Source organism: Bacillus sp. SIMBA_154, from assembly GCF_046536015.1.
In the GTDB taxonomy this organism is placed as follows: Bacteria; Bacillota; Bacilli; order Bacillales; family Bacillaceae; genus Bacillus; species Bacillus pumilus_P.
This window is the reverse complement of the sequence record NZ_JAWJBV010000009.1, coordinates 57,774-77,585: the sequence shown is the minus strand read 5'-3', so window position 1 is coordinate 77,585 and position 19,812 is coordinate 57,774. Positions and strand designations below refer to the sequence as shown.

General features: G+C 42.0%; 20 protein-coding genes. 14 read left to right on the top strand and 6 right to left on the bottom strand.

The annotated features are described in order from the left end of the window. Positions 1-34: 34 nt before the first annotated feature. The 4 genes from R0K30_RS13480 to R0K30_RS13465 form a co-directional block, all read right to left on the bottom strand. Positions 35-1,180 (bottom strand): serine alkaline protease SapB, encoded by a 1,146-nt coding sequence (locus tag R0K30_RS13480; protein WP_230030951.1) that lies wholly within the window; start codon positions 1,178-1,180, stop codon positions 35-37. Positions 1,181-1,569: 389 nt separating this feature from the next. Then, a complete protein-coding gene (locus R0K30_RS13475; protein ID WP_410611200.1) occupies positions 1,570-2,154 on the bottom strand; it encodes a histidine phosphatase family protein in 585 nt (194 codons plus the stop codon). Between the two features lie 61 nt (positions 2,155-2,215). Further along, on the bottom strand, positions 2,216-3,577 hold the full coding sequence (locus R0K30_RS13470) for a globin-coupled sensor protein (protein WP_370461122.1): 1,362 nt from the start codon (positions 3,575-3,577) through the stop codon (positions 2,216-2,218). Positions 3,578-3,602: 25 nt separating this feature from the next. Next, positions 3,603-5,135 carry an FAD-dependent oxidoreductase gene (locus tag R0K30_RS13465; protein WP_410611198.1) on the bottom strand — a complete coding sequence of 511 codons (1,533 nt, stop codon included), beginning with the start codon at positions 5,133-5,135 and terminating at the stop codon, positions 3,603-3,605. Positions 5,136-5,276: 141 nt separating this feature from the next. Here R0K30_RS13465 and R0K30_RS13460 point away from each other — a divergent pair, with 141 nt between their 5' ends. Continuing rightward, a complete protein-coding gene (locus R0K30_RS13460; protein ID WP_099728166.1) occupies positions 5,277-6,137 on the top strand; it encodes an SDR family oxidoreductase in 861 nt (286 codons plus the stop codon). A gap of 62 nt (positions 6,138-6,199) precedes the next feature. Here R0K30_RS13460 and R0K30_RS13455 read toward each other — a convergent pair whose 3' ends face one another. Continuing rightward, a complete protein-coding gene (locus tag R0K30_RS13455; RefSeq protein WP_003210924.1) occupies positions 6,200-6,430 on the bottom strand; it encodes an IDEAL domain-containing protein in 231 nt (76 codons plus the stop codon). Between the two features lie 289 nt (positions 6,431-6,719). Here R0K30_RS13455 and R0K30_RS13450 point away from each other — a divergent pair, with 289 nt between their 5' ends. The 6 genes from R0K30_RS13450 (at position 6,720) to R0K30_RS13425 (ending at position 11,575) form a co-directional block, all read left to right on the top strand. After that, positions 6,720-7,298 carry a competence protein ComK gene (locus R0K30_RS13450; RefSeq protein ID WP_410611195.1) on the top strand — a complete coding sequence of 193 codons (579 nt, stop codon included), beginning with the start codon at positions 6,720-6,722 and terminating at the stop codon, positions 7,296-7,298. Positions 7,299-7,469: 171 nt separating this feature from the next. Next, positions 7,470-8,576, top strand: coding sequence for an alanine racemase (locus tag R0K30_RS13445; protein WP_410611193.1), 1,107 nt, complete (start codon positions 7,470-7,472; stop codon positions 8,574-8,576). Between the two features lie 30 nt (positions 8,577-8,606). Continuing rightward, a complete protein-coding gene (locus R0K30_RS13440) occupies positions 8,607-9,278 on the top strand; it encodes a helix-turn-helix transcriptional regulator (RefSeq protein WP_249705419.1) in 672 nt (223 codons plus the stop codon). Between the two features lie 27 nt (positions 9,279-9,305). After that, a complete protein-coding gene (locus R0K30_RS13435) occupies positions 9,306-10,415 on the top strand; it encodes a threonine synthase (protein ID WP_099728123.1) in 1,110 nt (369 codons plus the stop codon). 19 nt (positions 10,416-10,434) lie between these two features. Then, a complete protein-coding gene (locus tag R0K30_RS13430) occupies positions 10,435-10,794 on the top strand; it encodes a cupin domain-containing protein (RefSeq protein ID WP_230030949.1) in 360 nt (119 codons plus the stop codon). 301 nt (positions 10,795-11,095) lie between these two features. Next, complete coding sequence (locus R0K30_RS13425; RefSeq protein ID WP_099728124.1) at positions 11,096-11,575, top strand: hypothetical protein; 480 nt, start codon at positions 11,096-11,098, stop codon at positions 11,573-11,575. 233 nt (positions 11,576-11,808) lie between these two features. Here R0K30_RS13425 and pdxR read toward each other — a convergent pair whose 3' ends face one another. Continuing rightward, the gene (gene pdxR / locus R0K30_RS13420) at positions 11,809-13,248 is read right to left on the bottom strand and encodes a MocR-like pyridoxine biosynthesis transcription factor PdxR (RefSeq protein ID WP_410611189.1); all 1,440 of its coding nucleotides are present in this window, start codon (positions 13,246-13,248) and stop codon (positions 11,809-11,811) included. Between the two features lie 146 nt (positions 13,249-13,394). Here pdxR and R0K30_RS13415 point away from each other — a divergent pair, with 146 nt between their 5' ends. The 7 genes from R0K30_RS13415 to R0K30_RS13385 all read left to right on the top strand — a co-directional run bounded on the left by R0K30_RS13415 (position 13,395) and on the right by R0K30_RS13385 (position 19,780). Continuing rightward, positions 13,395-14,564, top strand: a complete 1,170-nt coding sequence (locus tag R0K30_RS13415) for an MFS transporter (RefSeq protein WP_367308133.1) — start codon at positions 13,395-13,397, stop codon at positions 14,562-14,564. A 65-nt stretch (positions 14,565-14,629) separates the two neighbouring features. Next, a complete protein-coding gene (locus R0K30_RS13410; protein WP_099728168.1) occupies positions 14,630-14,905 on the top strand; it encodes a barstar family protein in 276 nt (91 codons plus the stop codon). A 168-nt stretch (positions 14,906-15,073) separates the two neighbouring features. Further along, entirely contained in the window at positions 15,074-16,024 is a 951-nt protein-coding gene (locus tag R0K30_RS13405; protein ID WP_410611186.1) for an ABC transporter permease, read from the top strand. Continuing rightward, a complete protein-coding gene (locus R0K30_RS13400; protein WP_099728127.1) occupies positions 16,017-16,967 on the top strand; it encodes an iron chelate uptake ABC transporter family permease subunit in 951 nt (316 codons plus the stop codon). Before R0K30_RS13405 ends, R0K30_RS13400 begins: the two co-directional genes overlap by 8 nt. Then, on the top strand, positions 16,958-17,716 hold the full coding sequence (locus R0K30_RS13395) for an iron ABC transporter ATP-binding protein (RefSeq protein ID WP_099728128.1): 759 nt from the start codon (positions 16,958-16,960) through the stop codon (positions 17,714-17,716). Before R0K30_RS13400 ends, R0K30_RS13395 begins: the two co-directional genes overlap by 10 nt. Positions 17,717-17,738: 22 nt before the next feature. Continuing rightward, positions 17,739-18,683 carry a siderophore ABC transporter substrate-binding protein gene (locus tag R0K30_RS13390; RefSeq protein WP_099728129.1) on the top strand — a complete coding sequence of 315 codons (945 nt, stop codon included), beginning with the start codon at positions 17,739-17,741 and terminating at the stop codon, positions 18,681-18,683. Positions 18,684-18,823: 140 nt separating this feature from the next. After that, entirely contained in the window at positions 18,824-19,780 is a 957-nt protein-coding gene (locus tag R0K30_RS13385) for an LCP family protein (RefSeq protein WP_230030945.1), read from the top strand. Positions 19,781-19,812 lie beyond the last annotated feature (32 nt).

The window sequence follows — 19,812 nt, the reverse complement described above, 5'->3', positions numbered from 1 at the left end:
CCGGCTGGGTCAGCCGGATTTTTTGCACACTTGTTTAGTTAGAAGCCGCTTGAACGTTAATTAACCCTTTTCCGTAATAGAAGGAGTTACCAAGCGGTGTTGCCGTGTTTTCTAAGCGCTGGCGAACCTGTGAATTTGATAGATTCGGGTTCTTAGAAAGAATAAGCGCTGCTGCTCCTGCTACATGAGGAGAAGCCATAGACGTTCCAGTATAAGAGGTGTATCCACTGCTTGGTACTGTACTTAAAATGGAAGTACCAGGTGCGGAAACATCTAATTCAGGACCTGCGCTAGAAGATGAGTTTCTTACATTGCTGCTGTTCACATTGGCAACGGCAATTGTAGAATCATATTTTGCTGGATAGCCAACAGTACTTGTAGAGCCAGTGGAGCCTGAATTACCTGCAGCAGCAACAACAACGATTCCGCGGTTGTTTGCTGTATCAACAGCATTTTTAAGCGCTGTTGAACCGCTTGGTCCGCCTAAGCTCATATTGATGACATCCATGTTATTGGCAACAGCCCATTCAATACCGCTAATAATCCAGCTGTATTGTCCATCGCCATAACGGTCTAACACTTTAACAGCATACAAGGAAGCGCTTGGAGCGACACCAAGAACACCAATTGTATTATCAAGAGCAGCAATGGTTCCGGCTACGTGAGTTCCGTGTGATTGAAAGTCTTGGGTGGCATTTGGCTCTGAAGGGACGAAGCTAGCACCGCCTGCAACATTTAAGTCAGGGTGTGCAGCGTGGATACCAGTATCAAGGACAGCTACTTTGACGTTAGCACCTTTATAACCTTGAGCGTGTACAGCTGGAGCTTTGATTTGAGGGATACCATAAGGGACGGTTTGTGCATATGCTTCTGCTTTGTGGTCTTCTTCTACATAAGCAATGCTAGGGTCATGCTCAAGTTTTTTTGCGGCTTGTTCGGACATCTTCACTTGTGCAGCATTAATGAGCCGATATTGCTTTTCTAGTTTTCCACCATTTTGAGTCACCGCTTGTTTTTTAGAGCTGTTTGTGGTGGCAGAAGCTTTAAAGCCAACGATATAGCTTTTTTCACTTTCTGACTTTGAGGCAGTCTCGGCATTTGCCATCGTGCCTCCAAACCCTGATGAAAACAGAAGAGGGACAGCCAATAAAACACTTGTCATCACATTTTTCTTTTTCACGCACATTCCACATCCCTTTTTTCTTATTTCAGAATAATCATCCGTAGTCTATAAGAATGAAACGTTTGATTATTCTGTATTTTCAGTTTAATAGAGGTAGGCAAATAAGAGTAGACCTGAATTTTTGTGAAAGTCCTAGCGGAAATTAGGGAATTAAGTCGCTTGTAATAGGTGGTGAATTATGTTTATTTTAGTTTTTCTGCGTTTTCCTATTAAAAAGGAAGTGTGCTTTTTTTCTCATGATCAATTTCAGGACAAACATTCGATACCCGAAAGGTCATTAAATAGGTAGAAAAGGCTAGCATCTATTTCGAATTTCGATATAAAAAAATATTATTTTATCATTGTTTCTGTCATAAAAAAAAGAACCTGCTAAGATCACAGGTTCTTTAAGAAGGAGAAGATTGAGTTAAATGGCTGACCACGTTGTAATCACGAACCTTCCATTTACCATCTTTCCATTCAACATAATTTAAGCAAGCATTGACAAGTCTCGTGTTCTGAAGACCCATATGTTCGTCAGCTAAAGCGGTGAGTAAGGCGTGGATGGCAGCACCGTGCGCCACGATCAGGACATGTTGATCTGGATAGGCTGCTTTGACCTTTTCAATCCCTTCTAACATTCGATCTTGAATCGTCTCAAGTGGTTCCATATTTGGATACTGCTTATCTGGAAACAGCTTCTGGCGCTCCTCAATCGACATGCCTTCAGCGTCACCATAATCACGTTCAATGAAATCGTCCATGATGACGAGAGGTGCGTGTACATGTTTTAAAATCAAATGAGCTGTTTCTTTAGCCCTTGATAATGGACTGGAAATGACAACATGCCAATGGACATCCTTTAAGTAAAGTCCAGTTTGTTCAGCCTGCCATTTACCTGTGTCGTTTAAAGGGATATCTGTTCGCCCTTGAATTCGTTTCGCTGCATTCCAATCTGTTTCCCCGTGTCTGACTAGGCAAATTGTTGTCAATCAAATCCCGCCTTTTCTATCTTTTCTTCTATTATACTAAAGCAGAAGAAAAATGACTGGATTAGCGATTTGTCAGACTCGTTAAGGATTCAACTGAGCTGGCCACTTGGGAAACCGTTTGTTTGACTTCCTTCAACTCGTTTAGGAATGTTTGGAGATCTATTTCAATTTTTCCGTTTTGGTTCTTACTTAAGTTCATGCTGCTCACGATATCATCGAAAAGAGAATTGATTTGAGTCATTTTTTCTTTACTGTCAGTCACAAGTAAATTCACGTCCGCAATATGCTGTGACACAATGGCGATTTGTGAATTTGTGTTGTTGACAAGCTCTGACACAGTTGAAACCGTTTTCTTTGTGTCCTCTGATAATTTACGAACCTCGTTTGCGACGACAGCGAACCCTTTTCCATGTTCACCTGCTCGAGCAGATTCGATTGAGGCATTTAAAGATAACAAATTCGTTTGCTCTGCTATGCCTGTGACGATCCCGAAAATTTGTTCAATTTGTTTTGCAATTTCTTCTAAGCGTTTAATTTCAGTTTCAATCTTTGTCATGCTGCCATCAATTTGATTCATTTGTGTTTGCTGAATTTCTAATTCTTTTTTACCGCCGATTGATTTTTCTTCGACCTGTGCTGATATTTTCGTTCCAGCCTGTGACATATCCGCCATCTCATCAGATTTTGATACAAGCTTGTCCACTGCACTTGTTGTGTTGGAGAAGAGAGAAGCAAGCGAATTTGAGGTTTCTGTAATTTTTGTATGAAGCTCTTGCTGTTGTTCTTCCGCTTCATCACGAATTTTAGAATATTCATTTTGGAACGTATCTAGGACAAGCTGCTGCTCTAAATTTAAGATTTTCGTCGTCGCTTTGACTGCCGTCTGATATTCTTTAAAATCTTGGATATGCTGTGCAAATAAATCCATAATTGAAAGCAAAAGGTCTTGGAATGCCGCCATATACCATTTAGGCTGGAGGCCAATCCGTAAATGAACTTGTGCAATCTTAATTCTTTTTGCCACGTAGGCATCGTCAATCACACCTGCAAACATTTCGCTAATATGAATGCGGAGTGTTTTTTTCAAACGTTCGACAGAACTATTATCTTGAATAATATGCATCAAGGAAGACTCTACTTCTAAATTTTTATAAAATTTATCAACGATATGTGCAATATCATCTTGAACGATTGGATTCAGCTGTTTCAATATAAAAAGGTCTTGCTGCGTCAAATCAATCATTTTAATTTGCTTGGCAATGTCCGTATTCTCCGAAAAGTTGATTCTTTTTATCCCATCATCCTGCTGTGTGAAAAAAGCAGTGTTTTTTCTTTTAGTATCTTTTTTAAATAACAATGTTATTGTCCCCCTATAATCATCACAAATATCAGACTTTATGTTTTTTATCGGATAATATTGGATTTTTTAAAGGGGAAACAGTGAAATTTTACTGTTCTTTATATGACCTTTTTAGTGGTTTCTTTGCTGGGCCTTCTACTACTTCTCCAGTAATTGAAAAACGTGAACCGTGGCAAGGGCAATCCCAGGTGCGGTCACTATTATTCCAAGCGACTTCACAGCCTAAGTGAGTACATGTTGTATCGACAAAAAAGACATTCCCATCCTCTGATTTAAAGGCACCGCATTTCTTATGTTCATAAGATACAATGCCGCCTTCGCCTGGTTTTAAATCATCAATGGTTTGATCAGTTCGTTTTAATTTACCGCTGATCAGCTTGGCAGCGACATTGGTATTTTCTTTCATAAAATCTTTGATGAATGAGTCAGAAACAAGTCTTGATGGTGTAAAGATCGATTCGTAGGGATTCGATTTCTCCTCAATTAAATCACCGATAAGAGTCGCTGCGACATGGCTTGTGGTCATGCCCCATTTTCTAAAGCCGGTAGCAACAAAGATATTCGGATGATGCTTGGTCAGGTGGCCAATGTAAGGGATTTGATCCATAGTGACCATATCGTGCGTCGACCAGCGATAAAGAACCTCCTCAATTCCAAGTGTATCGTTTCCGAACTTTTCTAGTGCTTCATAGTGTGCGGATTCATCACCGCCTTGTCCGGTTTTATGGCCTTCTCCTCCGATGAGAACCACTTCTTCACCGTGAAGTTCTGCCGTTCTTAAAGAGTGAGCGGGCTGGTCGATTCCTAAGTACATGCCGTTTGGAAGCGGCTTGGTTGTTTTGGCTGCTACTACATAAGATTGCTCGGGATGAATTCGAGTGAAATAAAGTCCTTTGCCATCATAAAAAGGAAAGTGTGAACAGGTAATGATATAGCGGCCTATCAGATGATGCCCACTTTTTGTGACGACAGCAGGCCGTTTCCCTTCTTTAACATCGACTGCGGTTGTCTGTTCAAAAATACGCACACCTCGCTCAATGAGCTGGTCGATCAGTGCATTTAGATAATGAAGGGGATGAAACTGTGCCTGCTGCGTCATCGCAAGGGCAGCTTTTATGTCAGTGTCAAAAGGAAGCTCTGTTTTCCATTCTCGGTCAATGCCTAGCTGTTTGTAGGCATCTAATTCCTTTTTTAACTTTTTTATGCCGCTTTCTTCCTTTGTATAAAGGTAAGCATCTTTTACCTCTAGCTGACAATCGATTTCGTGCTCTTTAACACGTGCTTGAATGAGATCTTTTGCTTTCTCATTTGCTTCTACATACAAACGGGCTTTTGGCATGCCAATTTGCTGAATCAGCTCATGATAGTACACATCGTGCTGTGAGGTGATTTTAGCTGTCGTGTGTCCGGTCGTGCCTTGCAGTAATTGATCCGCATCAATGATGATGACATCGAGCCCGCGTTCTGTCATTTCAAACGCAGTAGCGATACCGGTGATACCGCCGCCTACAATAATCACATCTGCTGTGAGATCCTCACTTGCAGAAGGAAAAGAATGCTTCTGACTCTCCGCTAACCATAACGATTTTGCCTGCTTCATTCCTTTATGTTCTTGTTCCATGTTGTCGCCTCCAGTTACTTGTTGTGTATAATTTTTCCACAATGCAGAAAATCATACATCTGAAAGGAAACAAGCATGACATACATAAAAAAATAGCCAACACATAAAAATAAACAAGATAAAAGGAAGGAGTGGACTGACGTGTCAACAAAGCAGCCGAAGAAAACATTGCCGCCTCAGCATCAGAATGAACGTCCGGGTCTTGAATATAAAATGAACCCTAGACCTATTTTTGATCGAGAGGTGCAGAATAAAAAGCTAGCGGGGAAAACGGCCATTGTGACAGGTGGAGATAGCGGGATCGGAAGAGCAGTCTCTGTTTTATTTGCAAAGGAAGGAGCCAATGTAGCCATTGTTTACTTGAGTGAACATCGTGATGCAGAGGAAACGAAGGACTATATTGAAAAGGCGGGAGGCCGCGTCATCTTAATTGCAGGTGACTTAGGGGATGAGGCTTTTTCAAATGAGGTCGTTAAAAAAACAAAAGATGCTTTCGGTTCCATTGATATTTTGGTAAACAATGCAGCAGAACAGCATCCGCAAAAAAGCATTGAACAGATTACCTCGCATCAGCTTCTTCGGACATTTCAAACGAATATTTTTGCCTTGTTTTATTTAACAAAGGCTGTGCTCCCTCATTTAAAGAAAGGAAGCAGTATCATTAATACAACCTCCGTCACAGCCTATAAAGGGCATGAAACCTTAATCGATTATTCATCGACGAAAGGGGCGGTTGTGACATTTACTAGATCATTATCCTTATCGCTCATTAAACAAGGGATTCGAGTGAATGGGGTCGCTCCGGGGCCTATTTGGACGCCGCTGATTCCATCAACTTTTACGGAAAAGGAAGTCTCTGAATTTGGTGGAGATGTCCCAATGGAACGGCCTGGTGAGCCAGTAGAGCTTGCGCCAAGTTATTTATTTTTAGCGAGTGAAGACTCGTCTTACATGAATGGACAAATCCTGCATGTGAATGGCGGAACCATTTTAAATGGGTAAACAAAAAACTTGCGGTAAAGAGACGAGTTGCTGTCTCTCTGCCGCAAGTAAAATCATCATGATTAATGTAAGCAGTGTTCTGCATATTGAGCTGAAAGGTCATTGAATCGCTTTTCATCTCGCTGATCCAGTGCCTTATCAATCTCTTCTCTAAGGAAGGTTAAGCGCTGTTTATAAAGCGCCTCATCTAAAACCATTTGAATATAGATGTCTAAAATAGTGACGCCGTTTTCTTCGGTTTTTTGGGTGTTGCGGGACTTCATGAGCTCAGCGTACGTTTTTTTCTCTTTCATAAAGAATCCCCCCGATGCCTTTTTTATAGTATATGGATTGGCAGAGAAAAAATCAACAAGAATTTATAATTTTTAGACAATTTATTTTTGAGCAAAATCGACACCTCTTGTCCAATCGACAGGATATGATATACCTTTAAAAATGACTTTTAGATAGATCGAATGTACTAAAAAATATGATAAAAAGATGATTTTAAATAAATTTTGAAAAAATCCTGTCGTTTCTTATACGTTGGTGATAGATTAATAGTATCTAAAATAACCAAAAATTAACACAGGAGGAAATGAAGTGTCAGGAATTAGAAAAACACCTTTAGATTCATACGTCATTAATCAAACAACGATGGCGGTCCTTCCAATTGAAGAAGGAAAAAGAGTATATTCAAAAGTCATAGAAAGAGAGACAAGCTTTTACGTCGAATTAAAGCCGCTGCAAATCATTGAGCGCAGCTGCAGATTCTTCGGCTCAAGCTATGCAGGCAGAAAGGCGGGAACATACGAAGTAACAGGTATTTCTCACAAGCCTCCGATCGTGATTGACTCATCCAATCATCTGTATTTCTTCCCAACCTATTCATCCAATCGTCCTCAGTGCGGCTGGATCTCCCACAAATATATTCATACCTTCCAAGAATCATCCCTCGGGGACACGATGGTCACGTTTACAAATGAGCAAACGGTCAAATTAGATGTCTCATATAAATCATTTGAGAGTCAGGTACACCGGACAGCGTATCTCCGAACGAAATTTCAAGATCGTCTTGATGGAGGTCTTCCTAAAAAACAAGAATTTATGCTGTATCCAAAGGAACAGCAGCTCAATCTTGTATACGATTTTATTTTAAGAGAACTTCGTAACAGATATTAACCAAAAACCAGCGGCAGAAAGCCGCTGGACTCCTCAACCTTCGCGAGCTTAGCACATCGTCATTTCTTCCTTGTAGAAAAAACAATTGATATTCGTATAAAAAATTATATAATTTAACTGTATCGTATAAAATTTTATATATATCTAATGGCAGTGAAAGGGGATATGATGATGACTTATGATGAACTGGATACGCCGGCGCTATTAATTGATAAACGGGTGATGATGGAGAATATAGCCGTTATGCAGCAATATGCTGATGGTCAGCAAGTAAAACTGCGTCCTCACACGAAAACGCATAAAACGCCTAGGCTTGCCAAAGTGCAGGAGGAGATGGGCGCATCTGGCATGACCGTGGCGAAAGTAGGAGAAGCTGAAGTGATGGCATCTCATGGGCTGACAGATATTTTTATCGCAAATCAAATTGTAGGCGAGACAAAACTAAAGCGAATTCGAAAGCTGGCAGAGTCAATACATATCTCCTTCGGTATTGATTGTGTAGAGCATGTTCATCAAATTGAAGATGTCTTTCGCAAAGCAGAGAAAAAAGCTCAGGTTTTAATTGAGATAGAGGTTGGAGAAGAAAGGTCTGGTGTCATTGAAGAGAGTGATTTCCGTCAAATCTTACAAGCCATTCAGACATGTGAATTCGTTCATTTAAAGGGAATTTTCTCTCATGACGGACATACATACAAGGCGGAAAGTAAAGCACATTGTCAGGCATTATACGAAGATGCTGTGAATCGAACGCTTCAGTTTGCACAGGTAGCAGAAGAAGCAGGCATGGTGCTAGAGGTAGTGAGCATTGGGTCAACACCTCCATTCTTATTTCAATTTGATATTCCAAAGGGAGTAACCGAAATCAGACCAGGCACGTATATCTTGATGGATGCTTCCCAGTCCAATGTGCTCGGCACATTTTCACATTGTGCGGCAACCGTGCTGACGACGGTGATCAGTAAACCGACAAAGTCCCGGGTCATTACAGATGTTGGAGCAAAAGGGCTGACGGCTCAAACTCGTACAAAAGGGCTGACCAAAACAAAAGGATTAGGCAAAGTGAAAGAATATGATGATGTATTTGTTTCAAGTGTATTTGACGAGCATGCCATCATCTATCATGAAGACTTCCGCCAAAGTGTAGAGATCGGTGAGAAGGTACAAATTATTCCGAATCACATTTGCCCTGTGGTCAATCTTCATGAAAAAGCATACCTCATTCAAGATGGTGAAGTGGTAGAAGAGCTTGTGGTTGCTTGCAAAGGAAAACTTCAATAAATCAACTGATAGAACAATGGAGTGAAAGAAATGTCAGAAGTGAAATATCAATTCAATCGCTACATACCAATCGCTAAAACGATTGCGCATATGTTTGGCCCTTCTTGTGAAGTGGTCATTCATGATCTGACCCAGCCGCAATCGTCTGTCATTTTTACGATCAACAATCATGTAACAGGGAGAGAGATCGGACAGTCCTTTGATCATCTAGTGAAACAGGTCCTCTTGTCGGATGAATTTGGCGAAGATTATTTAGCCGGCTATGAAATAAAAACAGAGGATGGAAGAACCATCAAAGCGTCTACAACGCTGCTCCGTGATGACAAGGAGCAGGTGATTGGTGCGCTGTGTATCAATTACGACATGAGTGCAGTCAGTCATGTGAAAGAATTGATTGAAGAGCTCGTCCCTGGCTTATCAAAAAAGGTGCCGGCAACGCAGCGTAATGAAGACAAGGATTCACTGCAAAGTGTAGATGAAATTGCGGATCGCCTCATCGAACAAATTATTTCTCATCAAAAAGGATCATTAAAAAAACGTCAAGAAAAAATTGAACTCATACGTTTTATGGATGAGAAAGGTATTTTCCTCATGAAAGGCTCTGTGGATAAAGTAGCGGAGCGTTTAGGTATATCAAAGGTGACAGTTTACAGCTATTTAGACGAATTGAAGAAAATAAAAGAATCAGAGGAAACATCGTAAAGCTTTGAATTCAGTAGGGGGCTGGCTATGTTAAAAGAAACCTATGTTTGTGCTTCATGTCACGCAGTCTATCCAAGTACACCTGATATTTGGAGATGTCCGTGTGGCGGTTTATTGAATGTAGACTGGGAGAGGCCAGCATTTTCAAAGGAACATATTCGAAGTGAATGGCCTGGGATGTGGAGGTATGCGGGCGCACTGCCTTTTCATTCTGAAAACAGTGTGTGGAAAGAGATCACAATGGGAGAAGGATATACGCCGCTTGTGCCGTTATCCCAAGAAGATCCGCATACATTTGTGAAAGTCGATTACATGATGCCTACGCTTTCTTTTAAAGATCGAGGAGCAGCTGTCCTGATCGCAAAGGCGAAAGAGTGGGGCGTCAAAAAGGTCATTGCTGATAGCAGCGGAAACGCAGGAACATCTATTGCCGCCTATGCGAAGCGTGCTCAGGTGGAATGTGATATTTTCCTAGGGGCAGGCACTTCACCGAAAAAAATCGCTCAAATAAAGGCACATGAAGCGAATATTCGTATGGTAGATGGAACCCGCGAGGATGTGGCAAAGGCAGCGCAGCTCGCAGTTCAGCAAGAAGGTACGTTTTATGCTAGTCATGTATTTAATCCGTACTTTTATGAGGGAACAAAAACGTACGCTTACGAAATATGGGAACAGCTTAGAGGCGTGCCGGATACCCTGATCATTCCTGCCGGTAATGGTACACTCTTATTAGGTGTGTACCAAGGTTTCTGTGAACTGTTAGCGGAAGGTCTCATAGAGGTTTTGCCAAAAATCGTCGCGGTTCAAGCAGAAAACTGTGCTCCACTTGCACAAGCTTTTCATGAGCAGTGTCTTGAGAAAGTAACGGTTCAAAATAAAGGAACGATCGCTGAGGGCATTGCGATTGCAGCACCTGAACGTGCAACACAAATCCTTCACGCCATCAAGCAGACAAATGGATATATCGTGACAGCAAACGAGAAAGAAATCAAAGCGGCGCACACAGCACTTGCGGCAAAAGGGTTTTACGTTGAACCGACAACAGCTGCCAATTATGCTGGCTATTTGAAGCATGAAAAAGCGGCACAAGAACTGATTGTGATGCCACTATGCGGAGCGGGTTTAAAAGCAGTTTAAATCAAAGGGGGATCACAGATTGAAATCAATTCATCTAAAAGACAAACTCACAACATTTACTGAGCACTGGTCACCGAAGGTCATCGCAGAGATGAATGATGTGCAATTTAAGCTAGTGAAAATACAAGGGGAATTCGTTTGGCATCAGCATGATGATACGGACGAAGTGTTTCTCGTCATTGATGGCCAGATGGGAATTGAGTTTAGAGATGGCAAGGTCGAACTGCATGCAGGAGAAATGTTCGTGATCCCAAAAGGAAAAGAACACAAACCATACGCCAAAGAAGAATGTCATGTCATGCTGGTTGAACCGCGGGGAGTTGTCAATACAGGGGATGCCTCTTCTAAGCTGACAGCAGAAAATGATGTGTGGATTTAATGCAAAGCGAAAAGACGCCGAAAGGGGTCTTTTTTTTTAGAAAAAATCATGAAAATGACATACACTGAAACCAAATATATCTCTCTAGTCGTCTATTGACTGTATCGGCAGGATGTCAATGAAATGACAGGGAAATGTGGATCATTCGACGTCTTTTCATCCATTTGCTCATAAATCACAGAAGTGACACGAGCCGTCTGTTACAATAAAAGAAATCATTTCTTAAAAGTGTTCGTATGAGGTAAAGGATACTCATAGTTGACCGATATGAACGAATGGGAATTAGAAATGGAGGCTCTGTATGAAAAAACGATTGCATTTGATGCTGCTATTCACCGTGACAGTGACATTACTAGCAGCCTGCCATGAAGCAGGTCAGTCGCCTTCAAAACAAGACACAAAAGAAGCTGCGTATGAACAATGGGTTCAGCGTTATATGGATGAGTTAAATGAAGCATATGAAAACATGACAGACCAATTCATTTCAGATGGACATGGAAAGATTCAAGCAAATGGAAAATTGGCAAAAGCGACGAAAGCATTTGATCGTGTGATTCAAAAAGGACTTGCTCATCAAGAAGTTCCAGCTGCGTACAAACAGGCTGACAAACAATTAAAGACAGGCCTTGCTTCATTTGAAAAAGGGATCGATAAGGTGGAGCAGCTGTTGAAGCATCCTGATCACGAAAAGCTGTTTATTTCCGCTACCCATCATTTACAAGATGGTTTGCAACAGATAGCTGCATTTATTGAAGAAGTAGGTCACATACAGCAATCATGAAAAAAGATTGGAAGTTCACTTCCAGGCTTTCGGATTGTTGGCAAAGGGCTAAAATGATTTTTATTTTAGCCCTTTGTCTTCTTTTCAGCGTGATAGAAAACCTTTGAAGTCTAGGAAGGACGAGCACCGGAGCGGAGCGAATTTGACATTCGTGAGCACCGGCGCGCAGACCTGACAACGAATGCGAGGGTTTGTCTACACGCTGAAGCTTGGAAGTTCACTTCCAGGCTTTTTTAGATGTGAAGTGTTTGCTTTAAACGGCGCACGCCCTCTTGAATCATTTCTTCATCTGTACAGGCGAAACCAAGCAGCAATCCCTTTCTATTGCTTTGATAACAATAGGGGCTTAATGGATAAATTCCGACACCAGCGTATTTAGCAGCCGCAATACTGCCTTTTTCATCAAAGTGTGGCGCTCCTTCTAAAAAGACATGAAGGCCAGTATCGGTTCCATATAAGTGGAAGTGTTTGTCAAATTGATGTATCAAAAGGGCTTCCATCATAGCCGCCTGCCTTTTTTTATAAAGCTGTCTCATTCGCCTGACATATCGCGTGAATTCTCCTTCTCTGAAGAATGAAGCAAGTGTAATTTGTTCCATGATCGGCAGCTGTCTTTGGATGAGTGATTGCAGCGCAGCGATTTCTTTGATGACAGCTTTGGAGCCGATGATTGCAGCAAGGCGTATGCCGGGTGCCAGCACCTTTGAAAAGCTTAAGATGTATAACACATGATCGGGTGCTTCTGAAAATAAGGAAGGAAGCGGCCCGCCATGATAACGATAATCCCCATCAAAATCATCCTCTAATATATAAGACTGGTGGCTGACAGCAAACTGTATCAGCTGCTGTCTTCTGTTTACACTCATACATACACCTGTTGGACGCTGATGGGAAGGCGTCACTGCGATCAGCTTGGTTCGTCCGGGCAGTGCGTTCACAATCATTCCTTCTTCATCTACTGGTGCGGGGTGAATGTTCATTTCACGATGTAAAAACGAAAGCCTTGCCCCAGGAAAACCTGGATCTTCAACAGCGACCGTATCGCCTTTTTTGAGCAGGACTTGTGAAATCAAGTCAATGGCTTGCTGCGTGCCCCCTGTTAACACCATTTGATCTTCTTCTACATCGATTCCGCGTTCAACAGATAAATATTGGCGTATTTCTGAGCGTACTTCCCATAATCCGTGCGGGGAAGAATAGCCCCAATCCTTCAAGTCTAAGCGCTGTAATGCTTTCATAAGCGAGCGTTTCCATATGTTTTGAAAATGTTCGTCGATGGCTGGCTCTTGATGGCGAAAGTCGATATCGAGCTTCTCATGAAATTGATTGGCCGAGAGCCAGTGCTCCATTTGTTTTTCAGCCTCGTCAAAATGAGGCCTAACGGGAAGTGCAAAGGGCGGCTCACTTTGATGGGGAGTGGAAGCGGCGTATTGGTCACTTGAGATAACCTTTGTCCCGCCTCTTCTAGATGTGCTGACATAGCCTCTTGCCAGCAGTTCATCATAGGCAAGCTGTACGGTTGATCTTGATACGTTTAGCTCCTGTGCTAACACGCGTGTCGGCGTTAACTGATCGTTAGGATTCAGTCTTTGTGAATGAATTTTTTGAATGATACCAGTCACGATTTGCTGCCATAGCGGGGTAGAGCTTGAGCGGTCTAAATGAATATACATGAGGCACCTTCTCTCTTTGTCACGTCATCATATGATGATGACACGGAATTATGGACTGGTCAATAGAGTTATTTTTGGATGTAGGAAGAAAGCCAAATGGTGTGTAAACTGTTGTCAGATGTTATTTACATAGAGGAGAGAGTCAAATGATTCCTGCATCAAAAGAAGAAACGGCACAACGATCCATGATCCCGTTTATTTTCGTTTTATTTGGTCTTTTCATGATTACGACCGCTGTGAATCTGCAAGTGCCTCTTTATACGGCGTATGCAGATCAAGCGGGGTATGGAAAGGCGGCAACAGCACTTGTGTTTGCTGCGTATGTATTCGGACTTATTCCAGTATTGCTTTTTCTCGGCGGCATTTCTGACCGGGCTGGACGCAAACCCATTTTATTGGTCGCGCTTTGCTTTTCATTATGTGCCACCCTTTTGATGGTCGTGCATCCTTCCATACAGATGCTCTTTGCTGCCCGGATGCTGCAAGGAGTGGGTCTTGGTCTAAGTGTTGGAACATGCACGGCCTATTTGATTGCTTTATATCCAGAGAAATCAGGCTGGATACCAACTTTTATTGCATTATGTAGTTCGGTTGGATTTGGGGGAGGTGCTCTTTTTACAGCGCTTCTTTCTTTTCAAAGTGTGTCGCTCACACCGCTTAGCTATTGGATTGTTTTGGTCTTTTTGATGCTGACGATTGTTGGTGTATTCTTTTTTGTGCCGCCTATACAAGGAAATGCGAGTAAACCGATGATGAATATGCCAAGGTTTCCAAAAGGGACGATGCCGGCGAACTTGGCGATTGCCATCGCATGGTCAGTGTGTGGGCTTGTGATTTCTATTTTGCCAGCACAGCTGAAATTAAATGGATATGAATTATGGGTAGGGCCGGCGCTGTTTTTTATTAATATAGCAGGTGTCCTCATGCAGCCCTTTGTTCGTAAGATGAACAGCAGCGCAGCGCTCCGGGTGGGTTTTATCTGTCTTCCGTGCGGATATGGCCTGCTGCTGTTCGGCGCAAATGGCGGGTCCATCTTCCTTGTACTTGCCGGGACCATGCTTGCGGGCACTGCTTGCTATGGATTTACTTACTTAGGTGGTCTTCAGCTGATTGTCGAGCGAGGGAAGAAGGAGGCGGCTAGAGCGGTTGCAGGATATTACTTGTTTGCTTACTTAGGTCTTGGCATTCCGAGTGTTTTTGTCGGTCTCTTTGCTGATATGTACGGTACTCAGACGGTGTTAACCCTCTTTTTCTTGGTCGTTTTGGCCGCCTGTCTCATACTGTTTATCTCAGGTTTCAGACGGAAACAAAAGTGAAATGTCCATCTTTCTCTTTTTTGATCAATTCGTTTAAAATAAAGGCAAGAGGGGGGAAGATGAATATGAAAAAAGTGCGGCTGGACGGTGCGATATGCAGGTCGCAAGAGGAGCTTCATGACCAACTAAAAACAGTTTTGCACCTTCCTGACTACTACGGGAAAAACCTTGATGCCCTTTGGGACTGTTTAACAGGAGAAGTGAATCTTCCTGTAGAGCTTACATGGGTGAATTTTCAAACAAGTAAAGACGCTCTTGGCCATTATGCAGAGAGCTTGCGGCAGTTATTTCAAGAAGCAGAAGAGGAACTGAAGGGACAATTTCAAGTGAACATTCAATAATTGGGGAAAAAGCAGCTGATACCGTAGGCTGTTTTTTTTATGAGCTTCGGTCCTTTCTCATTACGGTATTGAATATTTCACTAGATGTGATAATATATGAATTGCTGCTTAATTGATAATGATAATCATTTATAGCGGAGAGAGCTTGATAGAAAGTGAGAAACCTGTATGAAGTTGTATCAATTAAGTTTGTTATTTGTGTGTTTGGCATGTGCATCACTGTTTGTCGGTGTACAGGATCTGTCTATTTTACAGCTGTTTCATTTAACAGATGGACAAATGCATACCTTATTGTCAAGTCGCATCCCACGGCTGATGAGTATTGTGCTTGCTGGCATGAGCCTTAGTTTATGCGGCTTTATTATGCAAAGCATGACAAGGAATAAATTTGTTTCACCAACCACAGCAGGAACAATGGATTGGGCCAAGCTTGGTATTTTAGCAGCGATGCTCGTTTTTACACATGCGAGCCCGCTCACGAAAATGGGCATCGCATTTTTATTTACTCTAGCTGGCAATCTCCTATTCTTAAAAATCCTTCGCCATATTAAGGTGAACGATACGATCTATGTACCGTTAGTCGGATTAATGTTTGGCGGGATCGTCAGTGCAATATCTACGTTTATCGCCTATAAATATGATCTGATCCAAAACGTATCTGCATGGCTTCAAGGGGATTTTTCTCTTATTGTTCAGGGGCGTTATGAACTGCTCTATGTGAGTGTTCCATTTTTGATCATCGCGTATTTATATGCTGACCGCTTTACAGTGGCTGGTATGGGCGAGAGCTTTGCTGTCAACTTAGGTTTAACGTATAAACGTGTGATGGCGGTTGGTTTGGTGATCGTTTCGATGATTACGTCTGTCACCATTTTAACAGTCGGAATGCTGCCATTTCTCGGCTTAATCATTCCTAATATTGTATCGATCTATCGAGGCGATCACTTGAAAAAAAGCCTCCCGCATACAGCCTTACTAGGTGCCATTTTTGTTCTGATTTGTGATGTGCTCGGAAGGGTGATCATTTATCCATATGAAATTTCAGTTGGGCTCATGGTAGGCATCATCGGAAGTGCGATCTTCCTGTACATGCTATTAAGGAGGAAACGCTATGCATAAGAAACGTATATTATTTCTCATTGCAGCCATTGCAGCCGTGCTGGTCGTGATCTTCATCACCTTTCAAATGGGATACTGGCAGTACACAGTCCCGAGCCGTTTAAAGAAAGTGCTTGCGATGACATTGACGGGAGGCGCTATTGCCTTTTCATCTGTTGTGTTTCAAACGTTGACCAACAATCGAATCTTAACGCCAAGCATTTTAGGCTTAGACGCACTTTACTTGTTTTTACAAACAGCGATTATTTATCTTTTTGGATCGACCAATTTGATGATCGTCAATAAAAATCTGAATTTTTTCCTTTGTGTTGGGCTGATGATTCTTTTTTCCGTGCTGCTCTATACGGTGATGTTCAAACGAAAAAACAAGCACATTTTCTTACTTCTACTTGTTGGTATTGTATTTGGTACATTGTTCAAAAGTCTTTCTTCCTTTATGGAAATGCTCATTGATCCGAATGAATACCAGGTCGTACAGGATAAATCCTTTGCAAGCTTTAACCACATGAATACGGATATCCTACTCATTGCCTCTGTTTTATTTGTAGCGTTATGTCTTTATATTTGGACATTCCGCTCCAAATTAGATGTGATGTCCCTAGGAAAGGAACATGCTGTGAATCTAGGGATTGACTATGACGGCATCACAAAAAAGATGCTGATCGTGATTGCCGTCCTTGTGTCTATCGCAACGGCTCTTGTCGGACCTATTACGTTTCTTGGCTTACTCGTCGTGAATGTGGCAAGAGAGCTATTTCGTACATACCGGCATACGTACTTGCTATTAGGCTCTTTTTTCATCAGTGTCACTGCCCTTGTAGGCGGGGAGTTTCTTGTAGAAAAGGTATTTACTTTTCAAACGCCGCTGAGTGTCTTGATTGATTTAGTCGGTGGATTGTATTTTATTTACTTACTTTTAAAGGAGAGTCGTTCATGGTCGTGATGAAGGGAGTCAGTAAGACATATAACGGAAAAACAGTGCTTCACAAAACAACTGTCAGTGTGAAAAAAGGACAGCTGACCTCTCTCATTGGTCCAAATGGTGCGGGCAAGAGCACGCTTTTGTCCATCATGAGCCGCCTGATTCAGCCAGACACAGGTGCAGCTTATTTAGAAGACAAACCATATAGTGCGTATCCTCCGCAGGAGCTTGCGAAAAAGATGAGTATTTTAAAGCAGTCCAATCACATGAGTGTGCGCCTGACCGTACGGGAGCTTGTCAGCTTTGGCCGTTTTCCTTACTCACAAGGCCATCTGACAAAAGAGGATGAGAAGATGATCGATGTGTCTCTTCAATACATGAGGCTCGTCGATATTCAGCATCAATACTTAGATGAACTAAGCGGCGGACAAAGGCAAAGAGCCTTTATTGCGATGGTACTGGCTCAGGATACGGATTATATTTTCCTAGATGAGCCTTTAAACAATTTGGACATGAATCATTCTGTTGAGATGATGAAGCTGTTTAAGCAGCTCGTCCATGATCTCGGGAAAACGATTGTTGTGGTTCTCCATGATATTAACTTTGCATCTGTGTATTCTGATCATATCGTCGCCTTAAAAGATGGACAGGTGATCCAAGAAGGCGGAGTAGATGAAGTGATTCAAACAGATGCACTTGAACAAATTTATGACATGCGCATACCGATTGAAGTCATTCGTGGTGAGCGTATTTGCTTATATTTTTCTTAAAAAAATGAAGAGGTGATCAAGCATGAAAAAATGGATATGGATGATGACTGTATTAACAGCGATTGTTGTACTCGCTGCCTGCGGTAACCAAGGGAAAACAGAAGGAACAAATGAGGAAACCGTGACGGTAAAAGACATGTTGAATAAAGATGGCGTGAAAATCAAGAAAAACCCGAAAAAAGTCGTTGTGTTTGATATGGGAAGTCTTGATACGCTGGACAAACTAGGTGTGAATGTGACAGCTTTACCAAAACAAGTCGTGCCAACATATTTATCCAAATATGAAGGTGGCAAATATGAGAATGTCGGCGGCTTAAAAGAGCCGAACTTTGAAAAAATTGCAGAGCTCAAGCCGGATTTGATCATTATTCAGCACCGTCAAGCAGATGCATTCGACGAATTTACTAAAATTGCTCCTACGATTTTGATGGATGTAGACACTGCCAACTATATGGAATCATTTAAAAAGAATGCCACGACGTTAGGGAAGATTTTTGATAAGGAAGATGAAGTCAAAAAAGAACTTGCAGCCATTGATCAAAAAGTGGATGCATTAAAGAAACAAGCAAAAGAGTTGAAACAAAATGGGTTGGTGATCATGGCGAACGACAGCAAAATGACTGCCTTTGGATCTAAATCAAGATATGGTCTCATCCATGATGTGTTTGGTATCACACCGGCAGATCGAAAGCTTGAGCCATCTGATAAACACGGCCAAAGCATTTCGTATGAGTACATGGTCAAAACGAATCCAGATTTCTTATTTGTCGTTGATCGAGGCGCAGCGATCGGAGAGGAAACGTCTGCGAAACAGCTTGTTGAAAATGATTATGTGAAATCAGTTAAAGCGATCAAAAACAATCATGTGGTGTATTTGAACTCAGATATGTGGTATTTATCTGGCGGCGGCCTTGAATCATTGACTGCCATGATTGATGAAGTGAAGCAAGGAATTGAACAAAAATAATGGATGAAAAGCTGCTCGTCTTGAGCGGCTTTTTTAATTGTGGATTCATAAAAATATGTTGCGTGCAGGAAACTTTCAGTAAAATATGTTATAGTGGAACCTACATTGATAGACTAAGATAGAGTGAGGGTTCGGAAAGGATGAAGGAGAAAACAAGATCAAAAAGAAGGCTGAGACCTTGGGTGAAAGTCGTGCTGTTTATCATGGCATTTGTCATGTTGATGGCGGTATCTGTGACAGGATACGCATATTATAAAATTTCAAAAGCGTCGAATAAGGCGCAAGTCTCGTTAGAAAGAGGAGACACCTCGCAAAAGCGTGTGAAAGCTTTTGATCCAGGGAAGGATAGCTTTTCGGTGCTGCTGCTTGGAATTGACAGTCGTCCAGGTGAAACGGTAGATGAAGCAAGAAGTGATGCGGTCTTACTGGCGGCGGTGAACCGAACAGAGAAAACCATCAAGCTCCTCAGTATTCCTCGTGATTCTTATGTAGATATTCCGGGAAGAGGATATGATAAAATCGCCCACGCCCATGCGTTTGGGAGTGCAGATTTGTCAGTCAAAACGGTAGAAAACGTGTTGAATATTCCGGTAGACTATGTGATTTCAGGAAACTTTAAGGCGTTTCAAGACATTGTAGACGAGCTAAATGGAATTGAAGTAACGATTGAAGATGAAGGCATCGCCAAACAAATGGAAAAGGATTCAAAGGGGAAAGTTCATGTGCAAACAGGCACACATACACTGAATGGCGAAGAAGCATTAGCCTTTGTGAGAACGAGAAAGGCAGATAGTGACCTCATGCGTGGAAAGCGCCAAATGGAAGCACTTCAAGCCATCTTTGAAAAATCTAAATCCATTTCTTCGATCCCGTCATATGACAACATCATTGATACACTCGGTGATAACGTCTCAACCAATTTGTCCATGAAGCAGTTTATCGGACTTTTCCCGTTACTAAGCTCATTGAAATCAGTGGAGACCATTCAGTTAAAGGGACATGATTATCAGCCTGGGAATGTGTATTACTTTGAGTTAGATGGAGCAGGGTTGGAAGAAGTCAGAACAGAGCTGAGAGAACAGCTTGAATTATCATAAATAAGAATGAGCCTGCCGCCGCGGCAGGCTTT

Coding starts and splice junctions, on each gene's coding strand:
- R0K30_RS13465 (WP_410611198.1), bottom strand. CDS start 5,135: ATGGAACAAGAACATAAAGGAATGAAGCAGGCAAAATCGTTATGGTTA.
- R0K30_RS13455 (WP_003210924.1), bottom strand. CDS start 6,430: ATGAAAGAGAAAAAAACGTACGCTGAGCTCATGAAGTCCCGCAACACC.
- R0K30_RS13445 (WP_410611193.1), top strand. CDS start 7,470: ATGACTTATGATGAACTGGATACGCCGGCGCTATTAATTGATAAACGG.
- R0K30_RS13440 (WP_249705419.1), top strand. CDS start 8,607: ATGTCAGAAGTGAAATATCAATTCAATCGCTACATACCAATCGCTAAA.
- R0K30_RS13435 (WP_099728123.1), top strand. CDS start 9,306: ATGTTAAAAGAAACCTATGTTTGTGCTTCATGTCACGCAGTCTATCCA.
- R0K30_RS13425 (WP_099728124.1), top strand. CDS start 11,096: ATGAAAAAACGATTGCATTTGATGCTGCTATTCACCGTGACAGTGACA.
- pdxR (WP_410611189.1), bottom strand. CDS start 13,248: ATGTATATTCATTTAGACCGCTCAAGCTCTACCCCGCTATGGCAGCAA.
- R0K30_RS13415 (WP_367308133.1), top strand. CDS start 13,395: ATGATTCCTGCATCAAAAGAAGAAACGGCACAACGATCCATGATCCCG.
- R0K30_RS13410 (WP_099728168.1), top strand. CDS start 14,630: ATGAAAAAAGTGCGGCTGGACGGTGCGATATGCAGGTCGCAAGAGGAG.
- R0K30_RS13405 (WP_410611186.1), top strand. CDS start 15,074: ATGAAGTTGTATCAATTAAGTTTGTTATTTGTGTGTTTGGCATGTGCA.
- R0K30_RS13400 (WP_099728127.1), top strand. CDS start 16,017: ATGCATAAGAAACGTATATTATTTCTCATTGCAGCCATTGCAGCCGTG.
- R0K30_RS13395 (WP_099728128.1), top strand. CDS start 16,958: ATGGTCGTGATGAAGGGAGTCAGTAAGACATATAACGGAAAAACAGTG.
- R0K30_RS13390 (WP_099728129.1), top strand. CDS start 17,739: ATGAAAAAATGGATATGGATGATGACTGTATTAACAGCGATTGTTGTA.
- R0K30_RS13385 (WP_230030945.1), top strand. CDS start 18,824: ATGAAGGAGAAAACAAGATCAAAAAGAAGGCTGAGACCTTGGGTGAAA.